Origin of the sequence: Streptomyces termitum, assembly GCF_014650175.1 — a bacterium.
In the GTDB taxonomy this organism is placed as follows: domain Bacteria; phylum Actinomycetota; class Actinomycetes; order Streptomycetales; family Streptomycetaceae; genus Streptomyces; species Streptomyces termitum.
This window is the reverse complement of sequence record NZ_BMUL01000028.1, coordinates 1-16,251: the sequence shown is the minus strand read 5'-3', so window position 1 is coordinate 16,251 and position 16,251 is coordinate 1. Positions and strand designations below refer to the sequence as shown.

At 73.3% G+C, this 16,251-nt stretch carries 19 protein-coding genes; 9 read left to right on the top strand and 10 right to left on the bottom strand.

Translation table 11 applies throughout. The annotated features are described in order from the left end of the window. The first annotated feature begins 47 nt into the window (after positions 1–47). Positions 48–239 carry a DUF1059 domain-containing protein gene (locus tag IE219_RS30695; RefSeq protein ID WP_189983482.1) on the top strand — a complete coding sequence of 64 codons (192 nt, stop codon included), beginning with the start codon at positions 48–50 and terminating at the stop codon, positions 237–239. 108 nt (positions 240–347) lie between these two features. Here IE219_RS30695 and IE219_RS30690 read toward each other — a convergent pair whose 3' ends face one another. Continuing rightward, entirely contained in the window at positions 348–1,502 is a 1,155-nt protein-coding gene (locus IE219_RS30690) for a cystathionine gamma-synthase (protein ID WP_189983480.1), read from the bottom strand. A 72-nt stretch (positions 1,503–1,574) separates the two neighbouring features. On the opposite strand from IE219_RS30690, the gene IE219_RS30685 reads away from it, so the two are divergent. Further along, positions 1,575–2,681: a hypothetical protein gene (locus IE219_RS30685; protein WP_189983479.1), complete on the top strand. Its 1,107-nt coding sequence runs from the start codon at positions 1,575–1,577 to the stop codon at positions 2,679–2,681. Positions 2,682–2,855: 174 nt separating this feature from the next. Further along, positions 2,856–3,518, top strand: coding sequence for a peptide-methionine (S)-S-oxide reductase MsrA (gene msrA, locus IE219_RS30680; protein ID WP_189983477.1), 663 nt, complete (start codon positions 2,856–2,858; stop codon positions 3,516–3,518). Here the strand turns inward: msrA and IE219_RS30675 are convergent. The 3 genes from IE219_RS30675 to IE219_RS30665 form a co-directional block, all read right to left on the bottom strand. Then, a complete protein-coding gene (locus IE219_RS30675) occupies positions 3,458–3,856 on the bottom strand; it encodes a DUF1330 domain-containing protein (RefSeq protein ID WP_189983475.1) in 399 nt (132 codons plus the stop codon). The two genes, msrA and IE219_RS30675, sit on opposite strands and share 61 nt — an antisense overlap. Before the next feature lie 114 nt (positions 3,857–3,970). Further along, entirely contained in the window at positions 3,971–5,242 is a 1,272-nt protein-coding gene (locus IE219_RS30670; RefSeq protein ID WP_189983473.1) for a L,D-transpeptidase, read from the bottom strand. Positions 5,243–5,444: 202 nt separating this feature from the next. After that, positions 5,445–5,861 (bottom strand): hypothetical protein, encoded by a 417-nt coding sequence (locus IE219_RS30665; protein ID WP_229850236.1) that lies wholly within the window; start codon positions 5,859–5,861, stop codon positions 5,445–5,447. A gap of 113 nt (positions 5,862–5,974) precedes the next feature. On the opposite strand from IE219_RS30665, the gene IE219_RS30660 reads away from it, so the two are divergent. Continuing rightward, positions 5,975–6,250, top strand: coding sequence for a hypothetical protein (locus tag IE219_RS30660; protein ID WP_189983472.1), 276 nt, complete (start codon positions 5,975–5,977; stop codon positions 6,248–6,250). A gap of 47 nt (positions 6,251–6,297) precedes the next feature. Here IE219_RS30660 and hutH read toward each other — a convergent pair whose 3' ends face one another. From hutH to IE219_RS30635, 5 genes are all read right to left on the bottom strand, one after another. Then, positions 6,298–7,839 carry a histidine ammonia-lyase gene (hutH, locus tag IE219_RS30655; protein WP_189983538.1) on the bottom strand — a complete coding sequence of 514 codons (1,542 nt, stop codon included), beginning with the start codon at positions 7,837–7,839 and terminating at the stop codon, positions 6,298–6,300. 124 nt (positions 7,840–7,963) lie between these two features. Continuing rightward, on the bottom strand, positions 7,964–9,097 hold the full coding sequence (locus IE219_RS30650) for a GGDEF domain-containing protein (RefSeq protein ID WP_189983470.1): 1,134 nt from the start codon (positions 9,095–9,097) through the stop codon (positions 7,964–7,966). 101 nt (positions 9,098–9,198) lie between these two features. Further along, entirely contained in the window at positions 9,199–9,993 is a 795-nt protein-coding gene (locus IE219_RS30645; RefSeq protein WP_189983468.1) for an enoyl-CoA hydratase/isomerase family protein, read from the bottom strand. A gap of 221 nt (positions 9,994–10,214) precedes the next feature. Then, positions 10,215–11,393: an adenylate/guanylate cyclase domain-containing protein gene (locus tag IE219_RS30640; protein ID WP_373298917.1), complete on the bottom strand. Its 1,179-nt coding sequence runs from the start codon at positions 11,391–11,393 to the stop codon at positions 10,215–10,217. Between the two features lie 200 nt (positions 11,394–11,593). Beyond that, positions 11,594–12,445 (bottom strand): biotin--[acetyl-CoA-carboxylase] ligase, encoded by an 852-nt coding sequence (locus tag IE219_RS30635; protein ID WP_189983467.1) that lies wholly within the window; start codon positions 12,443–12,445, stop codon positions 11,594–11,596. Positions 12,446–12,579: 134 nt separating this feature from the next. Here IE219_RS30635 and IE219_RS30630 point away from each other — a divergent pair, with 134 nt between their 5' ends. The 4 genes from IE219_RS30630 to IE219_RS30620 all read left to right on the top strand — a co-directional run bounded on the left by IE219_RS30630 (position 12,580) and on the right by IE219_RS30620 (position 15,351). Next, positions 12,580–14,184, top strand: a complete 1,605-nt coding sequence (locus IE219_RS30630) for an acyl-CoA carboxylase subunit beta (RefSeq protein WP_189983465.1) — start codon at positions 12,580–12,582, stop codon at positions 14,182–14,184. 20 nt (positions 14,185–14,204) lie between these two features. Then, positions 14,205–14,417, top strand: coding sequence for an acyl-CoA carboxylase epsilon subunit (locus IE219_RS30625; protein WP_189983463.1), 213 nt, complete (start codon positions 14,205–14,207; stop codon positions 14,415–14,417). Between the two features lie 170 nt (positions 14,418–14,587). Further along, positions 14,588–14,716 carry a morphogenic membrane protein MmpB gene (gene mmpB, locus IE219_RS32390; RefSeq protein WP_268256871.1) on the top strand — a complete coding sequence of 43 codons (129 nt, stop codon included), beginning with the start codon at positions 14,588–14,590 and terminating at the stop codon, positions 14,714–14,716. Between the two features lie 14 nt (positions 14,717–14,730). Then, the gene (locus IE219_RS30620; protein ID WP_189983461.1) at positions 14,731–15,351 is read left to right on the top strand and encodes a nucleoside triphosphate pyrophosphatase; all 621 of its coding nucleotides are present in this window, start codon (positions 14,731–14,733) and stop codon (positions 15,349–15,351) included. Positions 15,352–15,359: 8 nt separating this feature from the next. Here IE219_RS30620 and IE219_RS30615 read toward each other — a convergent pair whose 3' ends face one another. Then, positions 15,360–15,797: a hypothetical protein gene (locus tag IE219_RS30615; protein WP_189983459.1), complete on the bottom strand. Its 438-nt coding sequence runs from the start codon at positions 15,795–15,797 to the stop codon at positions 15,360–15,362. Between the two features lie 373 nt (positions 15,798–16,170). Between IE219_RS30615 and IE219_RS32620 the strand changes: the two genes are divergently transcribed. Beyond that, the coding region (locus IE219_RS32620) for a biotin carboxylase N-terminal domain-containing protein (RefSeq protein WP_308434054.1) at positions 16,171–16,251 on the top strand (81 nt) is incomplete at its 3' end.

Here is a 16,251-nt window from a genome sequence, read left to right as displayed (position 1 = left end):
TAGCCTGGTAGGGAGAGGGGTCGGTCGGACAGCACCAGGAGGCCGGCATGACCAGGAAAGCCACCGACTGCCGGGACACCCCGAGCGTCTCGGGCTGCTCGCTCTACATCTCGGGCGAGGAGGAGGAAGTCGTCCGCGCCGCCGCCGAGCACGCGGTCTCCGTCCACGGGCACACCGACGGACAGGAGCTGCGGGACGGCGTCCGGGCGAGCCTGAAGGAGGCGCTGCCCGGCACCTGAGGACACGCGGAAGGGCCGGGCACCCCGCTGCGGGGTGCCCGGCCCGTGGCGTACCGGCGGGAGCGCGTGCCAGGCGTCGCGGGCCCGCGGCGATCCGCCGGACAGGGGCTAGCCCAGCGCCTCGCGCAGGTCCTCGATCAGGTCGTCGACGTTCTCGATGCCGACCGAGAGGCGGACCAGGTCGGCCGGGACCTCCAGGGCCGAACCGGCGACGCTCGCGTGCGTCATCCGGCCCGGGTGCTCGATGAGGGACTCGACGCCGCCCAGGGACTCGCCCAGGGTGAAGAGCTTCGCGCGGTCGCAGACGGCGACCGCCGCCTCCTCGCCGCCGTCGACGCGGAAGGAGATCATGCCGCCGAAGGACCGCATCTGCTTCGCCGCGACCTCGTGGCCCGGGTGCCCGGACAGGCCCGGGTAGAGGACCTGGGTGACCTTCGGGTGGCGGGAGAGGAAGTCGGCGACCTTCGTCGCGTTCTCGCTGTGGCGGTCCATGCGGACGGCGAGGGTCTTGATGCCGCGCAGCACGATCCACGAGTCGAACGGGCCGGCCACCGCGCCCATCGCGTTCTGGTGGTACGCCAGTTCCTCGCCGAGCTCCGCGTCGGCCGCGATCAGGGCGCCGCCGACGACGTCCGAGTGGCCGCCCATGTACTTGGTGAGGGAGTGGACGACGACGTCCGCGCCGAGCGCCAGCGGCTGCTGGAGGTAGGGCGAGGCGAAGGTGTTGTCCACGACCAGCTTCACGCCGGCCTGGCGGGCCACGCCCGCGACGGCCTCGATGTCGGTGATGCCGAGCAGCGGGTTCGACGGGGTCTCGACCCAGACCAGCTTGGTGCGGTCGTTGACCGCGGCCCGCACCGACGCGACGTCCGAGGTGTCCGCGACCGAGAAGTCGACGCCCCAGCGCTGGACGACCTTGGCGAAGAGGCGGAAGGTGCCGCCGTAGGCGTCGTTCGGGATGACGACGTGGTCGCCGGGGGCGAGGAGCGTGCGCAGCAGGCAGTCCTCGGCGGCCAGGCCCGACGCGAAGGCGAGGCCGCGGCGGCCGCCCTCCAGCGCCGCCAGGTTCTCCTCCAGGGCGGTGCGGGTCGGGTTGGCGCTGCGGCTGTACTCGTAGCCGCCGCGCAGTCCGCCCACGCCGTCCTGCTTGTAGGTGGAGACCTGGTAGATGGGCGGGACGACCGCGCCGGTCAGCGGGTCGGCGGTGTTGCCCGCGTGGATCGCGCGGGTCTCGAAGTTCTGGTGGCTGTGCTGGTCGCTCATGCTCAGGAGCGTAGTGCCGCGCACCCGCCGACGCCGCGATTCGTCCGGGGCGGCGTCCTGGACAATGGACGCATGGATGTTCTCTGGTTCCTGATCGCCCTGGGTCTCCTCTTCGGTGTCCTCGGCCCCTACCTGCTGCGCCGGCGCGGCGGCGGCATCCGGCAGGTCGCGCCCGGCACGCCCGACGCCGCCGACCCGGAGGCGTACGGATTCGCCCGCCAGGAGGAACTGGACGTGCGGCTGCCGGGTCCTGACGAGGACCTCCTCGACGTGCTGCGCGTCGTCCAGGCCACCCAGGACTGGCGGGCCGCGTCCCAACTCCTCGCGGGCACCGGCAAGGAGGGCGAGGTCCGCTGGCAGCGGGTGCAGGCGTTCGCCGGCGCGGCCTCCCTGGAGCTGGCGCAGCGGCCCGGCGAGGGCGGCGCGTGGCTGCGGGCCTGGCGCGCCGACGCCCCGAAGGACGCGGGCGGCGCGGCGGTGCACGCCGAGTTCCTGGTGCAGCAGGCGTGGCGCTCCTCGGCCGCCGGCAGCGACGACTTCCGGATCATCCTGGAGGAGGCCGGCAAGGTCGCCGACGAGGCGGCACCGCTGGCGCCCGGCGACCCCGTCCCGTACATCACGAAGCTGGCGGTGGCGCGCGGACTCGGGTACGGGCACGAGCAGTTCGACCGGGTGTGGGCGGAGGTCATCGACCGGGCGCCGCAGCACATGGGCGCGCACCTGGCGGCGCTGCACTACTGGTGCGAGAAGTGGCACGGTTCGCGCGAGGAGGCCGACCACTTCGCGACGACGGCCGCGGCCCGCGCCCCGAAGGGCTCGCTGCTGGCGGCGCTGCCGCTGTTCGCGCTCTTCGAGCACGTGCCGGACATGGTGCTGGTGCGGGACTTCTACCGGACGGCGGTGGTGGGCCGGGCGATGGAGGGCGCGCTGTACGCGGTCCACTCGGCCCGCCCGGACGACCCGATGCTGGCGCACGTACGCCACCTGCTGGTGTCGTTCCTGGTGAGCGCCGAGCGCTGGTCGGAGGCGATGCACCAGCTGGTGCACGTGGACGGCTACGTGGGCGCGCTGCCGTGGACGCTGAGCCCCGACCCGGCGGCCGAGTACACGGTCGTGCGGAACCTGGCGGTGGCGGGGTACGAGGCGAACGGCGGGAGCCCGATGACGCTGCGGCCCTGACCGCCGCGTGCCCCCGGGCCGGGGCGGCGCGTCCGTCGCGGGCCGGGGCGGCGGGGCCGGGACGGGGGCGTGCGCCGGGGCGGCGGGTCCGTCGCGGGCCCGTGCGGCGGGGGAACAGCGGCGGCCGTCCCGGCGTTGTGCGGACTGCCGAACCGCGTCGAGGAGAGATGCCGCATGTTCCTGTCCCGCACCCCCGTCCTGCCCACTCCGGAGCAGGCCCTGCGCGGCCGCCCGGAGCCGGAGTTCTCCGTCCCCGAGCGCCACACGGTGCTCGGCAACCCGCTGGCCGGCCCCTACCCCGAGGGCCTGGAGACCGCCGACTTCGGCCTCGGCTGCTTCTGGGGCGCCGAGCGGAAGTTCTGGCGGACCGACGGCGTCTGGACGACGCTCGTCGGCTACCAGGGCGGCCACACGCCGAACCCCACCTACGAGGAGGTCTGCTCGGGCCTGACCGGGCACACCGAGGTCGTCCGGGTCGTCTTCGACCCGTCGAAGGTGTCGTACGAGACGCTCCTGAAGGTCTTCTGGGAGTCCCACGACCCGACCCAGGGCTTCCGGCAGGGCAACGACGTGGGCACCCAGTACCGCTCCGCCGTCTACACCCACTCCGCCGCCCAGGCCGCCACCGCCGAGGCGTCCCGCGCGGCCTACCAGAAGGCCCTGGCGTCCTCCGGCCACGGCGAGATCACCACCCACGTCCTGCCGGCCGACGGCACCCGCCCCTTCTACCCGGCGGAGGGCTACCACCAGCAGTACCTGGACAAGAACCCGGCCGGCTACTGCGGCATCGGCGGCACGGGCGTCTCCTGCCCGGTGGGCGTGGTCCCGGCCGAGTAGGAGGCCCGCAGCGCGGCCGCCGTGACGGACGGGTCGTAGCCGTCGGGGGTGCCGTCGATCAGGAGGACGTCGCCCGGCATGTGGCGGGTGCGCAGGGGCAGGAGGGCCTGGTACGGCTCGGAGTCGTACCAGGCCCTCGCCTGTGCGTACGTCGGGAAGCCGATGATCACGAGGGCTTCGGGCCACCGGCCCTCCAGGACCTCGCGGCGGGGGGCGCCGTGGACGAGGAAGCGGCCGCCGAAGGGGTCGAGGGTGGTCTGGATGCGGTCCATGTAGTCGAGGACCTCGGGGTCGAGGACGGGCTCCGGGCGCAGTCTGGCGAGGGCGTATGCGGTCATGGGACCAGCGTGCCGGGGACCGGGCGCGGGGTCGATTACCCCGGAGGTCATGGGCCGGGGACAGGCCGAAGGGCCCTCTCCGGTGCGGGGAGGGCCCTTCGGATGTTCCGGGGGTCAGCCCTGGGAGCCGGCCTTCCAGGTGGACCAGTCCATGTTCCAGCCGTTGAGGCCGTTGTCGGGGGCGATCGTCTTGTCCTTGGAGTTCTTGACGATCACGACGTCGCCGATGAGCGACTGGTCGTAGAACCAGGCGGCCATCTGGTTGGGGTCGCCGGCGCCCTTGACGTCGGCGAGGCCGACGCAGCCGTGGCTGGTGTTGACCGAGCCGAAGATGGAGCGGGCGCCCCAGTAGTTGCCGTGGATGAAGGTGCCCGAGGTGGACAGCCGCATGGCGTGCGGCACGTCCTTGATGTCGTACTCGCCCTTGCCGTCGGAGTCGGTGAAGCCGACGGTGGCGCCGTTCATCCGGGTCTCCTTGAACTTCTCGGAGATCACCATCTGGCCGTTGTAGGTGGTGTTGTCCGGGGAGCCGGCGGAGATCGGGATGGTCTTGACGACCTTGCCGTCGCGCTTGACCGTCATCGTCTTGGCGGCGACGTCCACGGTGGAGACCTGGCTGCGGCCGATCTTGAAGGTGACGGTCTTCTGCTGGACGCCGAAGACGCCGTTGGCACCCTCGACGCCGTCCAGCTCCAGCTTCAGGGTGACGGTGGAGCCGGCCTGCCAGTAGTCGTCCGGGCGGAAGTCGAGGCGGGTGCCGCTGAACCAGTGGCCGACGACCTCCTGGCCGGAGCTGGAGGAGACGGTGATGCCCGCCTGGACGGCCTTCTTGTCGGTGATCGCCTTGTTGAAGTTGATCGAGACCGGCATGCCCACGCCGACGGTCGAGCCGTCCTCGGGGGTGAAGTTGCCGATGAAGCTGTTCTCCTTCGACACGGTGGTGAAGGAGGAGTTCTCGTGCGCCTCCAGGCCGGAGGCGTCGACGGCGGTGGCGGCGATCTTGTAGACGGTGGCGCGCTGGAGCGCTCCGGTCGGCTTCCAGGACAGCCCGTCGGCCGCTATCTCGCCCTTGACCTCGCCGCCCTCGGCGGAGGTCATGGAGACGGCGGTGAGCTTGCCCTCCTTGACGGCGACCTTGGCGTCGTTGTTGATGGAGGCGTTCTGCGAGCCGTTCTCGGGCGAGATGGTGATCTGCGCCTTGGAGGTCTTCTGCTCGGCCGCCTCGTCCACCTGCGCCTGTGACGTGCCGGAGGGGGTGCCGGGGCCGGCGGACTCGTTCTTGTCCCCGTCGTTGCAGGCCGAGAGCACGAGTACGCCACTGAGCACCGCCGCCGCCGCGGCCAGGCTCCTGCGGTGCTTGCCGACCGTCATCACACGCTTCTCCATCGTCGCAGATTCCCTGTCAATCCATCAGAACACCCATGAGACCCCCTGCGGTTCCGGAAGCGGGGGGTTTGTGGGGAAGACCACTGAACAACACTGTTCGACACGCCTGGCGAAGTCGTCCGGTTCCCGCCGTCGCGCCCCTGTTCGCACGAGGGCCCCGGAACGCCGTCCCGGGGCCCGTCGGCGGGGTGCGTGCGCGCCCCTAGACCCGGTCGCCGTTCTCGCCGTCGCCGTCGTTGTCGCTGTCGTCGTCTTCCTCGTCGTCATCTTCCCCGTCGAGGTCCCACTCCATCGCCTCGGGGTCGTACTCGGCCTCCTCGCTGCTCCAGGCCGCCTGGACGAGCTCGACGCCGGGCAGGTCGCGGACCAGGTCGAAGGGCTCCACCAGGTAGGACAGGGCCTCGGAGGGGTCGTCCTGGACGGCGGTGCGGGCGTGGGCGCGCTCCTCGGCCGGCATGAACTCGTCGGCGTCGATACGGCGCTCGGCGGCGGCGGTCAGCGCGGCGGGGTCGTCGATCTCAAGGACGATGTCGACGCGGAGCCGCACGTGGCGGGAGGCGGTGCCGGGCTCGGACGCGGGGGCGCCGTCGGCGGCGGGGACGGATTCGGGGGTGCTCATGGCTGGGAGCGTAGGGGTCGCGGGGGTCCGGCTTTCCCACGACCCGCTGGGTTCACTAGCATCTGGCCACCGCGGGCTTCCCGCTGGGCCTTTCTAGGGAGAACGAGATCCACGTGTCCGCCGCCCGACGCCCCCTGCTGACCTCCGTCGCGGCGGGCACCCTGCTGTGCGCCCTGTGGTTCGTCCCCTCGGCGAACGCCTCCGACGGCCCCGGCGTCGGCCTCGTGCGCGGCGGGGGCACGTCGGCTCCGGCGGACCCGGACGACGGGCGGCTGGCCGAGACCGGGGGCCCGGACACGACGGCGTACGTGCTGGGCGGGACGGGTTTCCTCGGGGTCGGCGCGGGTTTCGTGGCGCTGGCGCTGCGGCGGCACGGACGCGCGTCCTGACGGCGGCGGGCCGCCCCTCCTCGTGAGGGGGACGGCCCGCGCGGGTGTCAGGCGAGCGGGCCGGTGACCGGCTCCACGGCGGCGACCAGGCGGCCTTCGCGGACGAAGGCGTCGGCGGCGGCGAGGTCGGGGGCGAGGAAGCGGTCCGGGCCGGGGCCCTCGACACCGGCGGCGCGCAGGGCGTCGATGGCGGCCCGCGAGGCGGGGGCGGGGGTGAGGCCCTCGCGCAGCTCGATGCCCCGGGTGGCGGCGTACAGCTCGACGGCGATGATCCGGGCGAGGTTTCCGACGGCGGTGCGCAGCTTGCGGGCGGCGGACCAGCCCATGGAGACGTGGTCCTCCTGCATGGCGGAGGACGGGATGGAGTCGGCGGAGGCCGGGACGGCGAGCCGCTTCATCTCGCTGACCAGGGCGGCCTGCGTGTACTGGGCGATCATGAGGCCCGAGTCGACTCCGGCGTCGTCGGCGAGGAACGGCGGGAGGCCGTGGCTGCGGTTCTTGTCGAGGAGCCGGTCGGTGCGGCGCTCGGCGATGGAGCCGAGGTCGGCGGCGGCGATGGCGAGGAAGTCGAGGACGTACGCGACGGGGGCGCCGTGGAAGTTGCCGTTGGAGCGGACTTCTCCGTTGCCCAGCACGACGGGGTTGTCGACGGCGGCGGCCAGTTCGCGCTCGGCGACGAGGAGGGCGTGGGCCATGGTGTCGCGGCCGGCGCCGGCGACCTGCGGGGCGCAGCGGATCGAGTAGGCGTCCTGGACGCGGGGGGCTTCGCCGGCCTGGAAGTGGCCGGTGAGGCCGGAGCCCTTGAGGACGGCCAGCATGTTGGCGGCGGAGGCGGCCTGGCCGGGGTGGGGGCGGATGGCGTGCAGCTCGGGTTCGAGGACCTTCTCGGTGCCGAGGAGGGCTTCGAGGGAGAGCGCGGCGGTGACGTCGGCCGACTTGTAGAGGGTGTCGAGGTCGGCGAGGGCCATGATCAGCATGCCGAGCATGCCGTCGGTGCCGTTGAGGAGGGCGAGGCCCTCCTTCTCGCGGAGCACGACCGGCTCGATGCCGGCGGCGGCGAGCAGTTCGCCGGCGGGCCTCACGGTGCCGTCGGGGCCCTCGGCGTCGCCCTCGCCCATGAGCGCGAGGGCGCAGTGGGAGAGCGGGGCGAGGTCGCCGGAGCAGCCGAGGGAGCCGTACTCGTGGACGACCGGGGTGATGCCGGCGTTGAGGACGTCGGCCATGGTCCGCGCGACCTCGGGGCGGACGCCGGTGTGGCCGGAGGCGACGGTCTTGAGCCGCAGGAACATCAGGGCGCGGACGACCTCGCGCTCGACGCGGGGGCCCATGCCCGCGGCGTGCGAGCGGACGATGTTGCGCTGGAGCTGGGTGCGCAGCTCGTGGTCGATGTGCCGGGTGGCGAGGGCGCCGAACCCGGTGGAGACGCCGTAGACGGGCTCGGGCTTGGCGGCGAGCGCCTCGACGACGGCGCGGGCGGCGGCGAGCGCCTCGACGGCCTCGGTCGACAGCTCGACCCGGGCGCCGTGGCGGGCGACGGCGATGACGTCCTGGGGGGTGGTGCCGGACGTGCCGAGCACGACTGTCTGCATATCCATATTCAGCACCCTACGGATTGAAGACGAACCTGTCACTAGCTGACTCCGTCACCGTCCCGGCGGTGGTGGGCCCCTTACCGGGAGCACCGGGGCGCACCGGCGGCGGCCCGGTGCGCCGTCACGGCTCCGGCGGGAGCTCCGCCGGCGGCGCGTCCCGGAAGCGGCGGCGGTCGCGGGTGCCGGGCGGGGCGTCGGCGAGGCGGACGACGGTGCCGTCGCGGCCGGCCACCACCGGTTTCGCGGAGCGGGCGGCCTTGGCCTGGTACTGGGCGGCGTCGGCGAGGCGGAAGAGGCGGCGGGCGGAGCGGAGCGGGCCGATGGGGTCGCCGGTGGAGGCGACCCCGCAGGCGACGCCCTCGCCGAGTTCGAGTGCGGCGGCGCGGACGCAGAGCTCCTCCGCGACCGCGACGACCTCGTCGGCCGGCGGCCCCACCGCCAGGAGGCAGAACTCGTCGCCGCCGAGGCGGGCGGCGAGGGCCCCGGGGAGGCGGGCGCCGCAGCGGGAGAGGACGGAGCCGAAGCGTTCGAGGAGGCGGTCGCCGACGGCGTGGCCGTGGGTGTCGTTGACCCGTTTGAGGCCGTTGAGGTCGCAGACGACGAGGCTGACGACGGCGCCGTCGGCGCGGTGGCGCTCGATGGCCTCGTCGAGGCGGGCGTCGACCGCGCGGCGGTTGGCGAGGCCGGTGAGCGGGTCGGTGAAGGCGAGCTTGCGGACCTCTTCGAGCCGTTCGGCCTGGGCGATGCCGGCGGCGACGACCGCCGCGAGGACGTTCGCGAACTCGGCGTCGGCCCGGAGGAAAGGTTTCTGCCCCGGCCTCCGGGCGACGTACAGCTCACCCCAGGCGCGTCCGTGCAGGACCACCGGGGCGACCACGCAGCAGGCCCGGCCGCGCCGCCGCAGGCCCTGGACGCGGCCGGTGGCCACCGGCGCGTCGGCGCTCTCCACCCACGCGCTCGGGCCGCCGCCGACCGCCCACCGCTCGTGCAGGAACTCGGTGATCTCGGGGAACTGGTGCACCGGATACGTCTCCGCGTCCGGGAACTCCTCCTCCCCCTCGGCCCGCTCCCCGGCGTTCACCAGCACCCGCAGCCGCCCGTGGTCCCGCTCCCAGACCGACAGGGCGCCGAAGCTCCCGTCCAGGCCCCGGCAGGCGCCGAGCGCGGCGGCCCACCAGAACTCGCGCGGAGTGTGCGCCGCGGCCATCCCCTGCGCCAGCGCCACTACGGCCCGCAGCCGTCCGTCCTCTCCCATTCCTCCAGCTTAGATACGAATGATCCGTTTTCCCTTCCGGGACGTCACCGAAGCTCACGGAAAGTGAGAACGTCACGCGCGGTGACGGCGGCGCGGGTGCCTCACTCGCCGGGCCACTGCGGCTTCCGCTTCTCGTTGAAGGCCGCCACGCCCTCCGCGCGGTCGCCGGAGAAGGCCACCGAGCGCCAGGCCGCGTCCTCGACCTCCAGGCCCGCCCGCAGGTCCAGGCCCTGGCCCAGCCGCATCGCCCGCTTCGCCGCGCGCAGCCCCACCGGCGAGTTCGCCGCGATCCGGCCGGCCAGTTCCAGGGCCGCCTCCCGGGCGTCCTCGGCGACCACGTCCACCAGGCCCAGGGCGTGCGCCTCGGCGGCCTCCACCCGGCGGGCGGTGAAGACCAGTTCGGCGGCGCGCGCCGCGCCCACCCGGCGCGGCAGCAACTGGGTGCCGCCGCCGCCGGGGATGACGCCGACGGAGACCTCCGGCAGGCCCACCACCGTGCTGGCGTCGGCGACGATCAGGTCACAGGCGAGCGCCAGCTCGTAGCCGCCGCCGAGGGCGAAGCCGTGCACGGCGGCGACCGTCGGCATGGGCAGCTCCAGGACGCCGGTGTAGGCGGCGCGGGCGGTGGGCCGCTGGCGGACCAGGTCGGCGTCGGTGAAGGAGTTGCGCTCCTTGAGGTCGGCGCCGACGCAGAAGGCCCGGTCGTGGGAGGAGGTCAGGACGGTGACCCGGACCGAGGGGTCGGCGGCCAGGGCCGCGCAGGCGGCGGCCAGCGAGCGGGCCATCTCGGAGGAGACCGCGTTCATGGCCCTGGGCCGGTCGAGGACGAACTCGGCGACGTGCCCGTCCCCGTCCCTGCGTACCGCCACGAACTCGCCGAAACGCTGCTCGGACATACCTCGACCCTCCCGGTTAACGACTGTTCACCGGGATCCTAGGGCCTGTCTGATAATTCGCGTCGGATCAGGCCGGGTCGTTCGGTGCGTGCGATCGGCGTGCGGCCGGGGCGCCCTTGTAGCGGAGCTACTTGGGCGTTTCGGCCGTGCGGCTGGGGGTCCCCCCTCTGGGGGAGTGCGTGCCGGGCGGGCCGGACCCAGCGGGAATCGTCAGACAGGCCCTAGGTCGGGCGGCGGCCCAGGAGCCAGGGTTCGACCGTGCCGAGGCCGCGGACGGAGCGCTGCCACATCGGCTGGAGGGCGAAGCGGTACGCGTCCGGGGTCCGGCCCTCCTTCTCGGCGCGGGCCGCCTCCTCGGCCGCCTGGGCCTCCGAGACCGGCACCTCGCCGGTGCGGGTCAGCTCCTGCGCGAAGGCGCTGTCGACGAGGACGGTGTCCTTGGGGGCTATCGAGGTGAGCCGGCTCGCCAGGTTGACCGTGGTGCCGAAGACGTCGCCCATCCGGGTCGTCACCGTGCCGAAGGCGATGCCGACGCGCAGCGCGGGCATCGTCTCGTCCTCGCTGAGGGTCTCGATCAGGCGGAGCGCGATCTCGGCGGCGATGCCGGCATCGTCCGCCGCGTACAGCACCTCGTCGCCGAGGGTCTTGATCAGCCGGCCGCCGTGCGCGGCGACCAGGTCGGCGCAGGTGGTCTCGAAGGCCTCGACCAGTTCGCCGAGCTCCTCCTCCTCCAGGCGGCGGGTGAGCCGGGTGAAGCCGACGAGGTCGGCGAAGCCGACGGCGAGGCGGCGGTCCACCATCTCCTCGTCGTCGGCGGCCTGCACGACGCGGCCGGTGGCGGCGGCGAGCTGGCGCCGCCACACGTAGATGAGGAACTCCTCCAGTTCCGGAAGGAGGAGTTCGACCAGCGGATACGTCACCTCGGTGCGGGTCATGCCGGGCTCCGGCGGCTCGGTGAGCCCCTCCAGGAAGGAGTCGATCTGCCATTCGGCCAGCCGGGCGGTGGTCTGCCCGGTGGACCGGGCGACCTGGACCGCCATCGGCTCGCTCAGCAGCCCCGCCTCGACCAGGCCGGCGAGCCGCCGCAGGGCGAGGACGTCGGCCTCGGTGAGCGCCTTGGCCTGGCCGATGTCGGCGAAGCCCATCGCCCGCCAGAAGCGGGAGGCGAGCTCCATGGAGACGCCGGCGGTGCGGGCGGCCTGGAAGGGCGTGTAGCGGCGGTCGGCGCCGAGGATGAGCTGTTCGAGCCGGATGGCGAGCGGGTCGTCGGTCGGCTCGGCCGTGTGGTCGACGGCGTGGTGCGGCGTCGGGTACACCGAGGGTTCCGCGGGGCCGTCCGCCGCGGACGGCTCGGGCTTCCCGGGACGGTCGTCGCCCGTGTTCGCGTCGTCGACGGTCACCGGCCGCCTCCTGCCCGTTCCCTGCCGCTGCCCACTGTCCTGCCGATCTGTTCGCCTGGATCGCGCTCCACGATACGACAGGTGTGGGCTGGCTCACGCCGGAACGGCCCGGGGAGTCCCGGCCGGTCGCGCCCCGGAAACGCCCGGTCACAGCCGGGTCACCCCCGCCCGCGGCCGGTGCGCCCGGCCCGCCGGTCCGGTCAGCCGGCCGCGCGGAGGTGGACGATGTCGCCCGCGCCGACCGCCTCGGTGCCGCCGCCCTCGGTGGCGACGACCAGGCGGCCGTCGCCGTCCACGCCGATCGCCTCGCCCTCCAGGGTCCGCTCGCCGGGCAGTTCGGCGCGGACCCGGCGGCCGAGGGTGGCGCAGCCGTCCGTGTAGGCGGCCTGGATGCCGGACGCCTCCGGGTCGCCGCCCGCCCGGACCCAGGCGCCGTACCGGTCGGCGAGGGAGCGCAGGACGGCCCGCAGCAGGGTGTCGCGGTCGGTGGAGACCGCGCCCGCGAGGAGGAGGGAGCCGGCGCCGGGGACGGGGAGCTCGTCGGCGGCGAGGGAGACGTTGAGGCCGAGGCCGACGACGACGCCGTCGTCCCCGGCGCGCTCGGCGAGGATGCCGCCGGCCTTGCGCTCCTCGCCGTCGACCTTCACCAGGAGGTCGTTGGGCCACTTGAGGGAGACGTCGACGCCGGCGGCCTTCGCCAGGCCGTCGGCGGCGGCGACGCCGGTGAGCAGCGGCAGCCAGCCGAGCCGGTGGACGGGGACGTCCGGCTTGAGGAGGACGGAGAGGAAGAGGCCGGAGCGGGCGGGGGCGCTCCAGGTGCGGTCGAGCCGGCCGCGCGCGGCGGTCTGCTCCTCGGCGACGAGGACGGCGCCCTCGGGGAGTTCCGCGGCGCGGGCGGCGAGGTCGGAGTTGGTGGAGCCGGTGCGGGGCACCACGTCGAGCGAGGTCCACAGGCCGTCGGGGAGGAGCAGGGCCTGGCGCAGGACGCGCGCGTTGAGCGGGGGCCGGCCGAGGTCGGACCAGGGGCTGCCGGAGCCGTGGGAGGACGTCATGCAAGCCAGACTAGGTGTGGGATAGACCGCACTGCGCCGCCGTACCGGCGCCGATACGCTACGGGTCAGTAGGCCGTCAGTAGCCCATTCGCAGTCCACGAACCCCCCGTGACCAGGCAGGGAGCCGCATCCCGATGTCCGAGCCGGCAGAGCAGTACGAGATCGACATTCACACGACCGCGGGCAAGATCGCGGACCTGAGGCGCCGCGTCGACGAGGCCACGCACGCCGGTTCGGAACGGGCGGTGGAGAAGCAGCACGCGAAGGGCAAGCTGACCGCGCGCGAGCGGATCGCCCTGCTGCTGGACGAGGGCTCCTTCGTGGAACTGGACGAGCTGGCCCGGCACCGGTCGACCAACTTCGGCCTGGAGAAGAACCGGCCGTACGGCGACGGCGTCGTGACGGGGTACGGCACGGTGGACGGCCGCCCGGTGGCCGTCTTCTCGCAGGACTTCACGGTCTTCGGCGGCGCGCTGGGCGAGACCTACGGCCAGAAGATCATCAAGGTCATGGACTTCGCGCTGAAGACCGGCTGCCCGGTCGTCGGCATCAACGACTCCGGCGGCGCCCGCATCCAGGAGGGCGTGAGCGCGCTCGGCATGTACGGCGAGATCTTCCGCCGCAACACCCACGCGTCGGGCGTGATCCCGCAGATCTCGCTGGTCGTCGGCCCGTGCGCGGGCGGCGCGGTGTACTCCCCCGCGATCACCGACTTCACGGTGATGGTGGACCAGACCTCGCACATGTTCATCACGGGCCCCGACGTCATCAAGACGGTGACGGGCGAGGACGTGGGCTTCGAGGAGCTGGGCGGCGCCCGCACGCACAACGCGACGTCGGGCGTGGCGCACCACATGGCGGGCGACGAGAAGGACGCCGTCGAGTACGTGAAGCAGCTGCTCTCGTACCTGCCGTCGAACAACCTCTCCGAGCCGCCGTCCTTCCCGGAGGAGGCCGACACCGGGGTCTCGGGCGACGACCTGGAGCTCGACGCGCTGATCCCGGACTCGGCGAACCAGCCGTACGACATGCACCGGGTGATCGAGCACGTCGTGGACGACGGCGACTTCCTGGAGACGCAGGCCCTCTTCGCGCCGAACATCCTGACCGGCTTCGGCCGGGTGGAGGGCTTCCCGGTCGGCGTCGTCGCCAACCAGCCGATGCAGTTCGCGGGCTGCCTGGACATCGACGCCTCCGAGAAGGCCGCGCGCTTCGTCCGCACCTGCGACGCCTTCAACATCCCGGTCCTGACCTTCGTGGACGTGCCGGGCTTCCTGCCGGGCGTGGACCAGGAGTACGGCGGCATCATCCGGCGCGGCGCGAAGCTGATCTACGCGTACGCCGAGGCGACGGTCCCGCTGATCACGGTCATCACCCGCAAGGCGTTCGGCGGCGCGTACGACGTCATGGGCTCCAAGCACCTGGGCGCCGACCTGAACCTGGCGTGGCCGACGGCGCAGATCGCCGTCATGGGCGCGCAGGGCGCCGTCAACATCCTGCACCGCCGCACGATCGCGGAGGCGGAGGCGAACGGCGAGGACGTCGAGGCGGTGCGGGCACGGCTGATCCAGGAGTACGAGGACACCCTGCTCAACCCGTACATCGCGGCCGAGCGCGGTTACGTCGACGGGGTGATCCCGCCCTCGGAGACCCGGTCGCAGATCGTGAAGGGCCTGCGCCAACTGCGGACCAAGCGGGAATCCCTGCCTCCGAAGAAGCACGGCAACATCCCGCTCTAGCCCTCGGGAGGGACAGCACGATGATCAAGGTCGTACGAGGCAACCCGACGCCCGAGGAGCTGGCCGCCGCGCTGGCGGTGGTGCGGGCACGGGCCGCGGTCCTGGCGGCGGCGGCCGCGGGCGGCGGCGGGCCGGCGGCTCCGGAGGGCTGGTCGGACCCGGCGCGGATCGCCCGCTCGGTCCACCCCCGGCCGGGCCCGCGCGCCTGGGCCCGGTCCGCCTGGCCCGTCTGACGGGCCGGACGGGCGCGGTCCCGAGGGCCGGACCCCGTGTGCGGGGGGTCCGGCCCTCCGCCGTGTCCGGGCGGGGAACCGCAGGTGGGACGGGGTGTCACGGGAGTCACGGGGCGGTTGAGTACGCGTACTCAGGCGTCCCGGGGGCCGCCCGGCGCACCATCGGGACCATGCTGTGGTCCGACCCGGAGAACAAGACGCCCAAGTTCCTGCGCGAGACGCAGGAGATGCTGCGGCGGTCGGGCGTGCTGCTCGCGCTGGCCATGGTCGTCCTGATGCTCGTGGCGGGCGCGCGCTGAGTACGCTGCCCCCCATGACTGCTGATCACCCGGCCGCGCCCCGCCGGCTCGTCCTCGCCTCCGCCTCCCCCGCCCGCCTGGGCCTGCTCCGGCAGGCCGGGATCGAGCCCGAGGTGATCGTGAGCGGGGTGGACGAGGACAAGGTCCACGCGCCGACCCCGGCGGAGCTGGCGCTGGCCCTCGCGGAGGCCAAGGCGGCGCACGTGGCGGCCCGGCCGGAGGCGTCCGGCGCGCTGGTCGTCGGCTGCGACTCGGTCCTGGAGCTGGACGGCCGGGCGCTGGGCAAGCCGGCGGACGCGGCGGAGGCGACGGCCCGCTGGAAGGACATGCGCGGCCGGGTCGGCATCCTCCAGACGGGTCACTGCGTGTACGACACGGAGACCAAGCGGTACGAGTCGGCGACGGCGTCGACGGTGGTGCGGTTCGGCGAGCCGTCGGACGAGGAGATCGCCGCGTACGTCGCCAGCGGCGAACCGCTGCACGTGGCCGGGGCCTTCACCCTGGACGGGCGGTCGGCGCCGTTCGTGGACGGCATCGACGGCGACCCGGGGAACGTGATCGGCCTGTCGCTGCCGCTGCTGCGGCGGCTGCTGGCCCGGCTGGACGTGCGGATCACCGACCTCTGGACGGTCTGAGCCGGTCCTCAGACCGTCAGCGGCCGCGCCTCCTCGGCCTTTTCGGGCGCCTCGGGGTCCTTCCCGTACGCCACCAGGGTGAGGACGACGAGGCCGACGACCGTCATCAGGACGGCGAAGGCGGCCCAGCCGACCAGGCCGACGACGACCGCGCCGAGGACGGCGTGGACGATCGCGCAGCCGATCAGCAGGCCCCGGCCCAGCCGGCCGGGGCGGCGGTCGCGGACGCCGGTGACGAGGGCGACCAGGGAGCAGAGGAGCAGGGCGGCGCCGGAGCCGATGCCGAGCGCCCAGGTGCCGGTGACCATGTGGTCGGGGTCGAGGCCGTCGAGCGACATGGACTGGATCTCCACGAAGCGGGCCATGACCGCGTTGAGGCCGACGACGGCGGGCGCCTCGACGAGGAGCACGGCGGCCGTGATGAACGCGATCGGTCTGCGGGCCACCTCGGCCACCCCCTGGATTCGCTTGTTACCGACAGTACGGTCGACAGCGGGAAGGCTACTGGTCGGTAAACGGCCGGACAAGGGTTCTCACGGGAAGCCCCAAGACCGCTGGTGGAGCAAAGAATCTTGACCCTGTTCGTAGGGACCCGACAAAGAAACCCGAACGGCGACTGGCCCCACGAACAGAGACCTGTGCCACACCTCGGGGCTACTGTGCCGTAAAGGAACCCTGCGTACCGTGGTGCGACAAGGGATTTCACGACCCGAGCGAGCCTCGATTCACACTCCGTGTGGGCAAGCTCACCATTGGGGACGGGTCGAGACGCCGTGTCGGCAGTCCCTAAACTCAGCTTGTTTCAAGGAGGGAGCCATCGTGCGCAAGGTGCTCATCGCCAACCGTGGCGAAATCGCTGTTCGTGTCGCCCGTGCCTGCCGGGACGCCGGGATCGCGAGC